This is a genomic window from Qipengyuania sp. (assembly GCF_043423005.1).
Lineage (GTDB): Bacteria > Pseudomonadota > Alphaproteobacteria > Sphingomonadales > Sphingomonadaceae > Qipengyuania.
The window spans coordinates 19,547-29,423 of the sequence record NZ_JBHWMI010000003.1; the positions used below are offsets into that span (position 1 = coordinate 19,547).

General features: G+C 66.6%; 6 protein-coding genes, 1 tRNA gene and 1 pseudogene. 6 read left to right on the forward strand and 2 right to left on the reverse strand.

What is annotated here, in order from left to right; genetic code table 11:
• Positions 1–21 precede the first annotated feature (21 nt).
• Positions 22–97 (forward strand) — tRNA-Lys (locus tag ACHFFA_RS00265).
• 50 nt (positions 98–147) lie between these two features.
• Complete coding sequence (locus tag ACHFFA_RS00270; RefSeq protein WP_394268836.1) at positions 148–666, forward strand: DUF421 domain-containing protein; 519 nt, start codon at positions 148–150, stop codon at positions 664–666.
• Here the strand turns inward: ACHFFA_RS00270 and ACHFFA_RS00275 are convergent.
• Positions 663–1,415 carry a queuosine precursor transporter gene (locus ACHFFA_RS00275; RefSeq protein WP_394268837.1) on the reverse strand — a complete coding sequence of 251 codons (753 nt, stop codon included), beginning with the start codon at positions 1,413–1,415 and terminating at the stop codon, positions 663–665. The two genes, ACHFFA_RS00270 and ACHFFA_RS00275, sit on opposite strands and share 4 nt — an antisense overlap.
• Before the next feature lie 171 nt (positions 1,416–1,586).
• Between ACHFFA_RS00275 and ACHFFA_RS00280 the strand changes: the two genes are divergently transcribed.
• The 3 genes from ACHFFA_RS00280 (at position 1,587) to ACHFFA_RS00290 (ending at position 6,650) form a co-directional block, all read left to right on the forward strand.
• Positions 1,587–2,906, forward strand: a complete 1,320-nt coding sequence (locus ACHFFA_RS00280) for a NupC/NupG family nucleoside CNT transporter (protein ID WP_394268838.1) — start codon at positions 1,587–1,589, stop codon at positions 2,904–2,906.
• A 10-nt stretch (positions 2,907–2,916) separates the two neighbouring features.
• On the forward strand, positions 2,917–3,846 hold the full coding sequence (locus ACHFFA_RS00285) for an isopenicillin N synthase family dioxygenase (protein ID WP_394268839.1): 930 nt from the start codon (positions 2,917–2,919) through the stop codon (positions 3,844–3,846).
• Between the two features lie 242 nt (positions 3,847–4,088).
• A complete protein-coding gene (locus ACHFFA_RS00290; protein ID WP_394268840.1) occupies positions 4,089–6,650 on the forward strand; it encodes a TonB-dependent receptor in 2,562 nt (853 codons plus the stop codon).
• Between the two features lie 93 nt (positions 6,651–6,743).
• Here the strand turns inward: ACHFFA_RS00290 and ACHFFA_RS00295 are convergent, their stop codons facing one another.
• A complete protein-coding gene (locus ACHFFA_RS00295; RefSeq protein ID WP_394268841.1) occupies positions 6,744–9,563 on the reverse strand; it encodes an ATP-binding protein in 2,820 nt (939 codons plus the stop codon).
• Positions 9,564–9,627: 64 nt separating this feature from the next.
• Here ACHFFA_RS00295 and ACHFFA_RS00300 point away from each other — a divergent pair.
• Positions 9,628–9,877 (forward strand): annotated as a pseudogene (locus tag ACHFFA_RS00300) (hypothetical protein); the annotation flags it as partial.

Here is a 9,877-nt window from a genome sequence, read left to right on the forward strand (position 1 = left end):
GCCTAGGTGGCGCACAAGGTCGGGCCCTTAGCTCAGTCGGTAGAGCAACTGACTTTTAATCAGTAGGTCGCTGGTTCGAACCCAGCAGGGCTCACCATCCTTTCGGCAGTCTTGCGGCCTGCGCGCCTGTTCGGCGGAGAAAGAAACATGCTGTTCGACAATCCTGTCCTTGATGCTTTGGCGGTCGGCACGGTGCTGGCGGCGGCGGGCCTTGCGTGGATCGTGCTGCTCGTCCGTCTCAACGGCGTGCGCGCACTGACCAAGATGACCAATTTCGATTTCGTCATCACGCTGGCGATGGGGTCGCTGCTGGCCAGCGGATCGCAGGTCAAGGAATGGCAAGGTTTCGTCCAGGTTGTCGCCGCGATGGCGGCGCTGTTCGCGATCCAGTTCGGGGCGGCGTGGCTGCGGCGCCGATCGCAGGCGTTCGCCTCGGCGATGCAGAACACGCCGATCGTCCTCATGCGCGATGGCGAGTTCGTCGAGCGGGCACTGGACGAAGCCCGGGTGTCGCGCAGCGACGTGATGGAGAAGCTGCGGCAAGCCAACGTGCTCGATCCGCGCCGCATCCACGCCGTCGTGCTCGAGACGACGGGTGATATCTCGGTTCTCCACGGCGAGGAGCCGCTCGACCCGCGGCTTCTCGACGGCGTCCGCGAACTCTAGCTGCGGCCGGGGCGGGCCGGACGGCCGTCGAGCCAGCGGGCCAGGGCAACCCCGCCGGTGATGAGAAACGGCACCAGCGCAAAGCTGAGCACGACCTTGGCGATGACCTGCCCGATGAGCAGGTTGGTGATGTCGAAGGCGCCGTAGAAGGCCAGGGTGATGAAGATCACTGAATCGATCGCCTGGCTTAATGCCGAGGCGACGGCCCCGCGCAGCATCAGCGAGACCGTGCCATTGCTCGCCCCGCTGCCACGCAGGCGCGAGAACAGCCAGACATTGAGCAGGAGGGAGACGATGTAAGCCGCCGGACCCGCTGCCCAGACCCGCCACAAGGTCGAATGGACCCGTTCGAACGCGGCCAGATCGTCGCCCCGCATGGCGACCATGTCGGTCGATGCGGGAAGGGCGAGGACCAGCTGCATCAGCACGGCGGCAACCAGCAGGGGCACGAACCCCCACCACACCAGCCGCTGGGCCAGTTTTTCCCCGTAAAGCTGCGCAATCGTGCTGGAGATCGCGACCAGCAACAGGAAGCCGAAGATCCCCCCTTCGACCGCCAGATCGGTGGGCCATAGCTGCACCTGCTTGTAGGCGAGGATGCCGGCAAGGACCGTCATTCCCCCGTAGAGCAGGGTATAGACGAACAGGCCGCGCGGTACGATCACGCCCGCATGCTCGCCCCCGGGATTGGCGGCGATGGCGGGGCTGGCTGGGGCAGGATCGGCGTTCAGGGTGTCGGGCGAAGGCATCGGCTGGCTATTTTCCGCAAAAGAGAAACCGCGCAAGGTATGACTGGCGAGAGCGGGGGAAATCGACTAACCGCCGCCCCCGCGCAAGAGAGCGGCCTCACTCATCCGCATGTTTGCGCATCGGCCGTCGCCGGTCGAGAGCGCCATGGCCCTGAGGGGCGGGGGGACGAGATGCCGGATATTCTGATCAACCTCGCCGGGATCGCCGTGATCCTGCTGCTCGCCTTCCTGCTGTCCACCGGCAAGCGGCGCATCAGCCTGCGGGTTACCGGTTCGGCCTTCGCGCTGCAGGCGCTGCTCGCCTTTCTGGTGCTGGGCACCACCGGGGGGCGGGCGGCAATCCAGGCGATGTCGAACGGGGTGGCGGCGCTGTTGTCCTATGCCGATCAGGGCACGCAGTTCCTGTTCGGGCCGAGCGCGACCAACCCGCTGGCCAATACCTTCGCCCTGGGCGCCCTGCCGGTCATCATCTTCTTCGCCGCGCTGGTCTCGATCCTTTACTATCTCGGCGTCATGCAGCGGGTGGTGCGCTGGGTCGGCGGCGCGCTCGGCTGGCTGACGGGTATCTCCAAGGTCGAATCGCTCGGCGCGGCGGCCAACATCTTTGTCGGGCAATCGGAAAGCCCGCTGGTCGTGCGGCCCTATCTCGCCGCGCTCGCGCCGAGCCGGCTGTTCACCTTGATGAGCGTGGGCATGGCCGGGGTCGCGGGCACCATCCTTGCCGCCTATGCCGGTCTCCTCGGCAACGATTACCTGCCGTTTCTCCTCGCCGCCGCGTTCATGTCGGCGCCGGGCGGCATCCTCATGGCCAAGATCATCATGCCCGACGATGGCCCGCCTGCGCCGGAGGCGGAAGGCAGCCTGCCCCTGCCGCGCGGACGCATCAGCGGCGATGGCCCCGCCGCCCTCACCGAAGGCGACAAGCCGCACGAAGTGCTCGTGGCCGAAGCGTTCGAGGACGGGGTGCGGCCGGCCAATATCATCGAGGCCGCGGCCCAGGGCGCGCAGACCGGGGTCAAGCTGGCGGTCGCGGTCGGCGCGATGGTGCTGGCGTTCGTGGCCCTGGTGGCGCTGGCCAACGGCCTGCTGGGCTGGGTCGGCGGGATGGCGGGCCGACCCGAACTCAGCTTCCAGATGATCCTTGGCTGGGTATTCGCGCCGATCATGTATCTGATCGGCATCCCGTGGGACCAGGCCGGCGCCGCCGGCGGGCTGTTCGGCACCAAGATCGTCCTCAACGAATTCGTCGCCTTCATCGATCTCGGCGCGCTCGACGCGGCCGCGCTTGATCAGCGCAGCCGGGCGATCGTGACCTTCGCGCTGTGCGGCTTCGCCAATTTCAGCTCGATCGCGATCCAGATGGCGGTGACGGGCGGACTTGCGCCCGACCAGCGCCCCGTTATTGCCCGTCTTGGCCTGCGCGCCCTGGCTGCAGGTTCGCTCGCCAATCTCATGAGTGCGGCCCTCGCAGGGCTGTTCCTGCCGTACTGAGGAAAGACCCATGTCCGACATCGCCACCGTATCGCTGGCCCGCCCGCTCGAAGACGTCGCCAGCGAACTGGGTCGCAGCTTCGAGGACTACGGATTTGCCGTGGTGCGCGATCATGGCATTCCGCAGGATCTGATCGACCGGGCCGAGGAACTGGCCAAGGCGTTCTTCGCCCTGCCGGATGAAACCAAGCGCCGCTATCATATCCCGGGCGGCGGCGGGTCGCGCGGCTATACCCCCTTCGGCACCGAGCGGGCCAAGGGGGCGGAGGTCCACGATCTCAAGGAATTCTGGCACGTCGGGCGCGAATTGCCGGCGGGCCATCCGCTGGGCGAGTTCATGAAGGCCAATGTCTGGCCCGAGGAACTGCCCGAGTTTCGCGAAACCTTCCTCGCGCTTTATGGCGCGTTCGAGAAGGCCGGCGGGCGGGTGCTCGAGGCGATCGCGCTGCACCTGGGGCTGGCGCGCGATTTCTTCGCCGCCAGCGTCGAGGATGGCAATTCGGTGATGCGGCTGCTGCGCTATCCGCCGATCGAAGGCAAGGAAGCCGAAGGCGCGATCCGCGCCGCGGCGCATGGCGACATCAACACCATCACCCTTCTGCTCGGGGCCGAGGAAGCGGGCCTCGAACTGCTGACGACCCAAGGGGAATGGAAAGCGATCGCGGTGCCCGACGGGGCGCTGGTCATCAATATCGGCGACATGCTCGACCGGTTGACCGCGGGCAAGCTGCGCTCGACCACCCACCGCGTCGTCAATCCGCGCGGCGAGGCCGCCTACCGGGCCCGCTATTCGATGCCGTTCTTCCTTCATTTCCGGCCCGATTACGTGATCGAGACACTGCCCAGCTGCCTTGAAGGGCGCGACGGAGTGGAGGCTCCGCCGCCGATCTCGAGCCACGAATTCCTGTTGCAGCGACTCCGCGAAATCAACCTCGCCTGATTGCTGCACCGCAGCGAAGGGTCGTAACTCCCGATCGCCAAAGTCTGTGGCGTTTTTGCAACGCTGGTAAGATGCTGTTTAGCGGTCACTATTCTGCCGATGCTGCAACGCAGCAATTTGGTTCCCGCCAGCCGTCTTGACACTGTAACAATTGCACCGCTTTGCGGCCGTCAGCCCGGGCGGCGGAGATTCCCGCCATGCCGTGCCCACCATTCGTGCCTTTTCACGGGGAATCGACTGCCATGAAGTGCAAGTATCTGCTGGCGACCAGCCTGGTCAGCCTCACCGCCGCCACGGCCGCGCCGGCCTTCGCCCAGTCGACCGGTTCGGTCGATTTCGAGGAAGAGAACGTCATCGTCGTCTCGGGCGCCCGCGCCAGCGATGTCGGCGGGGTCGACATCCCCGATTCGCCGAAGGCCAAGCAGGTCCTGACCGAGGAAATCATCCGCCGCCAGCGTCCCGGCCAGACGGTCAACGACATCGTCAACCTGGTCCCCGGCGTCAGCTTCCAGAACAACGATCCGTGGGGTTCGGGCGGTGGTTCGTTCACCATCCGCGGGTTCAGCTCTGACCGCATCTCGCAGACCGTTGACGGCGTGCCGCTGAACGATTCGGGTAGCTACGCCCTCTATACGAACCAGCAGCAGGACCCCGAGACGCTCGCCTCGGTCAACGTCAATCTCGGGTCGACCGACGTCGACAGCCCGACCGCGGCGGCTTCGGGCGGGACGATCAACATCCGCACCCGCGAGCCGAGCGACGAGGCGGGTCTTACCGCCACGATGACCTTCGGCGATGTCTTCGCCAAGGGCAACAGCGCGACCGATCGCAGCCGTGTCTACGTGCGCGGCTTCGGCATGGTGGATACCGGCGACCTGACCGGGTTCGGAACCAAGGCCTTCGTTTCGGCCAGCTACGTGCGCTACAACAACCCGTTCAACAATTACGGCGTGAACGAGAAGCAGCAGTACAACGGCCGCATCTGGCAGGACATCGGCAGCAATGGCGATTTCGTCGCCGTCGCGGGCCACTACAACGAGAACCGCAACAACTTCTTCGGCTCGTTCTCGCTGCCGACCTTCCCGACGACCAAGGAAGGCCGTTTCTACAATATCAACTGGCCGTGCCAGACCGACGAGCCGCAGGCCGGCGTCGCCGACACCGCCAACAGCTGCGGGACCGAATTCGACCGGCGTTACAACCCGTCGAACACCGGCAACATCCGCGGTGCCGCGCGCTTCACGCTGATGGACCGGCTGACCTTCTCGGTCGACCCCAGCTACCAGTACGTCAAGGCGAACGGTGGCGGCACGGTCACGGCTTACGAATATGGCCGCACCGTGGGTGATCAGACCTATTTCGGCTATCTTTCGGGTCGTCCCTATGTCGGCCTTGACCTCAACGGCGACGGCGACCTGCTCGATACGGTGACGACCATCGCCCCGAGCCAGACGCGCACCCATCGCTTCGCGGTGATTTCGAACCTCGCCTACGAGATCAATGCGGATCACAGCGTGCGTCTCGCCTACACCTGGGAGCGCGCCAATCACCGCCAGACCGGCCAGGTGGGCTTCGTCAACCAGCTCGGCGAACCGGACGATGTGTTCCCGGTCAACGAGGGTCTGGTCGACGTCAATGGCAACGTGCTGCAAAAGCGCGATCGCCAGTCCTATGCCATCCTCAACCAGATTTCTGCCCAGTACCTCGGCACTTTCGGCAATCTGACGCTCGACCTCGGCCTGCGTGCGCCGTTCTTCAAGCGCGAGCTCGAACAGAACTGCTTTACGACCTCGGCCGCAGGTTTCGTCGATTGCGTCTACGGTGACGACATCGCCGACTACGCGGTCGACGCTCCCACCGCCGCCCTGCCGCAGGAACGGACCTACAAGTACGACAAGCTGCTGCCGAATATCGGCCTGATCTACGACCTGGGCGCGGCTTCGCTGTTCGCGAACTACTCGAAGGGCCTGCAGGTGCCGGGGACGGACAACCTGTACAACTCGCTGTATTTCTCGGCCGATACCGCCAGCGTGCAGCCGGTGCCGGAGACGACCGACACCTTCGATGTCGGCGCGCGGTTCCAGTCGGGCGACATCCAGGCCCAGCTGACCGGTTGGTTCACCCGCTACGAGAACCGCCTCGCCTCGGCTTACGATCCGATCCTTGAGCGTTCGGTCTATCGTAACCTCGGCCGGGTCGACAAATACGGCATTGACGGTTCGATCTCGTGGCAGCCGACCGAAAGCTTCATCGCCTACGTCTTCGGCTCGATCATGAAATCCGAAATCAAGGACGACATCGTCGGCGGCACCTGCGCCCTCAATACCAGCACGGGTGCGGCGCTCAACCAGATCTACGGTTGCACCACCGCCACGGTCGGCGAGCAGTTCTTCCTGCCGACCGCGGGCAACCGCGAATCGGGTGCGCCCGTCCACTCGTTCGGCGGCCGCCTGCAGTACAATTTCGGTCCGGTCGAATTCGGCGTCCAGGCGAAGTACACCGGCAAGCGTTACGTCAACGACGAGAACCGTCCGATCTTCGCATCGGCCAACTCCGCACCGGAGGGGACGAACGTCCTCTACGGCGCGACGGTCGACGGGTACACGCTGGTCGACCTCGATGTCCGCTTCAACCTCGGCGAAACCCCCTGGGGCAATGATGCCGCGATCCAGTTGAACGTGACCAACCTGCTCGACGAACTGTATGTGGGCGGCTTCGGCGGCAATCTGGTCTCGACCAGCTCGCCGTTCGTGCAGATCGGCGCTCCGCGTGCGGCCAGCGTTTCGTTCGTGATCGGTTACTGATCCGGCCAGCCTCGCGCTGACCCTGAAGGGCGGCCTCTCCCCGGCGGGAGGGGCCGCCCTTTTCGTTGGCGGCGGTACAGCGATAACCTTCGCTCATGCCGCTTCGAGCAGCGCGGTGGCGAGCCGCCGGCGATCGTCCTCGCTCGCCCCGCCGCGCAACGCGCGCTCCAGTGCCGCGGCGCAGGCGCCAAGATCGGCCTCGCCGAACATCCCCGCACTGCCGGCAAGCTTGTGAAGCTGGCGGGCAAGCTCATCCGTCTGCTCCTCCCTCGGCTGATCGGGTGCGCTCCAGCTTTGCCCGGCGACTGCGGCGAGTGCTTCCGCTTTTCGGTGCCGCCAGCGCCGGGCTAGCTCGCCCGATGGTGTTCGCCGTGTGGGAATAGCGGTCATCGATTCGCCGCCGGGCATGCCGGACGATCGCGCCCCCGTCTGGTCCGCTGGCATCGCCGGGAGCCATCGCACGAGCATTTTGGCCAGAGCAGGAAGGGTGAAAGGCTTGGCCAGATGGTCCTGCATCCCGGCATCGAGCGCGGCGGCGATGTCCTCGGCAAAGGCGTTCGCCGTCAGCGCGACGATCGGAAGTGCTTCTTCGTCGATCCCTGCGGCACGGATAGCGCGCGCCGCGGCATAGCCGTCGCACCCCGGCATCTGGATATCCATCAGCACGAGATCGAAGGGGTTGCCCCGCGCCGCCGCATCGCATGCAGCGGCGATTGCCGCGCTGCCGTCCTCGACCACGGAGACGCTCTGGCCCAGCTGTTCGAGCGTGGCGACGGCCAGCAGGCGGTTTACGTCATGATCCTCGGCCAGAAGGATGCGTTTGCAATTAGGAACCGATGCGGGCGTACCGGCCAGAGACAACCGCGGCGGGGCCGCGTCCGCATGCGGCGTTTCCAGCGGCAGCCGCAGGGTGAAGCACGACCCCGTGCCTGGCCGCGACCGGGCGACGAGGGTCCCCCCGAGCATCCCGGCCAGCTGGCGCGAGATGCTGAGGCCCAGCCCCGTCCCGCCATGACGGCGGGACGTGCGTGCGTCCTCTTGCGCGAAGGGGTCGAAGACATGCTCGATCCGGTCGGGATGGATGCCGATCCCGCTGTCCTCGACCGTCAGCATCAGCTGCCCATCCCGGGCGCTCGCGCCGAGCGCGACGAAGCCGGCTTCGGTGAACTTGACCGCGTTGCCGACCAGATTGAGCACAATCTGCCGCAGTCTGAGCGGGTCGCTTATCACGAGCGGCGGCAGATCGGGCGCGCAGGTCACCGTAAGGTCGAGCCCCCGCTGTTCCGCATTCGCCCGGTGCAGCGCCGCACAGTCCCCCACCAGCGCAGCGATGTCGAGCGGTTCGGGCGCCAGACCCGGCTGGCCCGATTCGATCCGGCTGATATCGAGAATGTCGTTGAGCAGCGTCATCATCGACTGGCCCGAGCGGGCGATCAGTTCGGCATGGTGCGCCGCCCGTTCGCTCAGCGGTTCGCGCTGGATCAACTGGGCAAACCCCAGCACCCCGTTCATCGGCGTGCGGATTTCGTGGCTTATGTTGGCGAGGAACTGGGCTTTCGCCCGGGCCGCATGTTCCGCCCGGCGCAGAGCCTGTTCGAGCTGCCGCTCGAGCAGCACCCGTTCGGACACATCGCGCGCGGAAACCACGATGCCGCGAGGGATACCGGTCGCACTTTCGCTGACCAGCGTGCAATCGGCCTCGATCCACACCGCCTCGCCGTGGACGTCCGTCGCCACGCGCCGATACGTCACCCGCCGCGCCCCCGCCTGCCCGCCGGCAAGGTCGGCCAGCGCGGCGCGGACCGCCGGTCGCCAGTCGGGATGAGCGGGTTCGGCCAGCCCGGTCCCGAGGATCGCCGTCGGCACCGTGCCCAGCACCTTTCGAACCGACGGCGAGGCATAGGTGCAGCGCCCCTCGATGTCGTAGTGCAGGATCGCATCGGCCAGATTGGCCGCCAGCAGCGCCAGTTGCCTGCGCGCCGTTTCCACTTCGCGCGCAAGCCGGGCGCGCGTCGCGAGGACGGCGGCGACCGGCAGGCCGACAAGAATGGCCGAGGCCAGGAACGCATCGAGCAGGGCGAGCTGGACCGGCAGCGGATAAGGCAGCAGATGCACCGGGCCCGTTCCTGCATTGGTACAGGCCATGGCCACCGCCGCCGTCGTGATGACCGAAACCGCCGTACCTGCGGTGCCCAGCCGGAAGGCATGCAGGATCACGATCGGCGGAATGAGGAACAGGACCGGAAACGAAGTCTGGCTGAAGACCAGCCAGGTGACGAGCGCACCTCCAGAAGGGATCGCGAGCCATTCCGCCAGCCGTCGTCGCCCCGGCCATCGGGGCCGCGCTGCGGCGTCCCAGAAGGCAAGAATGCCGGGCGTCAGGACCAGCAGGCTCACCGCATCGGACGCGATCCAGCGCACCACCGGACTGTTGGGCAGAGACGATCCGAAGCCCAGCACCAGGCTTGCCACGAGGGCCGAGGCGACCGGGGCTAGCAGTCCGAGCGTCAGCATGAGCGGCGCCACCTCGGCGATCTCGCCCATGTCGGGACGCGGGCCGCACGTGCGCCGGATGACGGTCACCGCCACCGCGATCTCGGCCGAATTGGCGAGCGCAAGCAGCAGCCCTGGCCCGAGCCCGTCGCCGGCGACCAGATTGGCCAGCAGATTACCCGCCAGCATCGCCGCCCCGATGGCGATTTGCCGCCACGGGCCCATGCGCAGCCGCAGCAGCGCAGCGATGGCGAAGGCGTTTGGCAGCCAGATGCTCGCCACCCGCGCCTCGTTCTGGGACAAGGCGATCGAGGCAAGAGCGAGCAGCGCGAAGCCGATGCCCGCCAGCAAAGCCAGCGCCAGTCCGGCGAAGGGCAAGCGCCGGGCGGCGCAGTGAACGGGCGGTGCGGCCAGTGCCATCGGCTATGTATCCCCGGTGCGCGAGATTGCGCGATTGCGGCGGGCCGACTATCTCCGTTCGTCCATGATCCAAGGCGAGATGACCCGGTTCAGCACGACGAAGCGGCGCCCCAATGTCTGGGTTATCGTCGCAATCGTGTTGATCCATCTGGCGGTCTTCTACGTATTGCTACGCAGCCTCGCGCCGAATGCGGTCGCCACCGCGGGGCGCGAAATCCTGTCGGTCTTCGACATCGCGCAGGTCCCGCCCGCCCCGCCGCCGCCGCCGCCCAGTTCCGCACCGAGCGATGCGGGCGCCGCGGGCGATCCGGGGC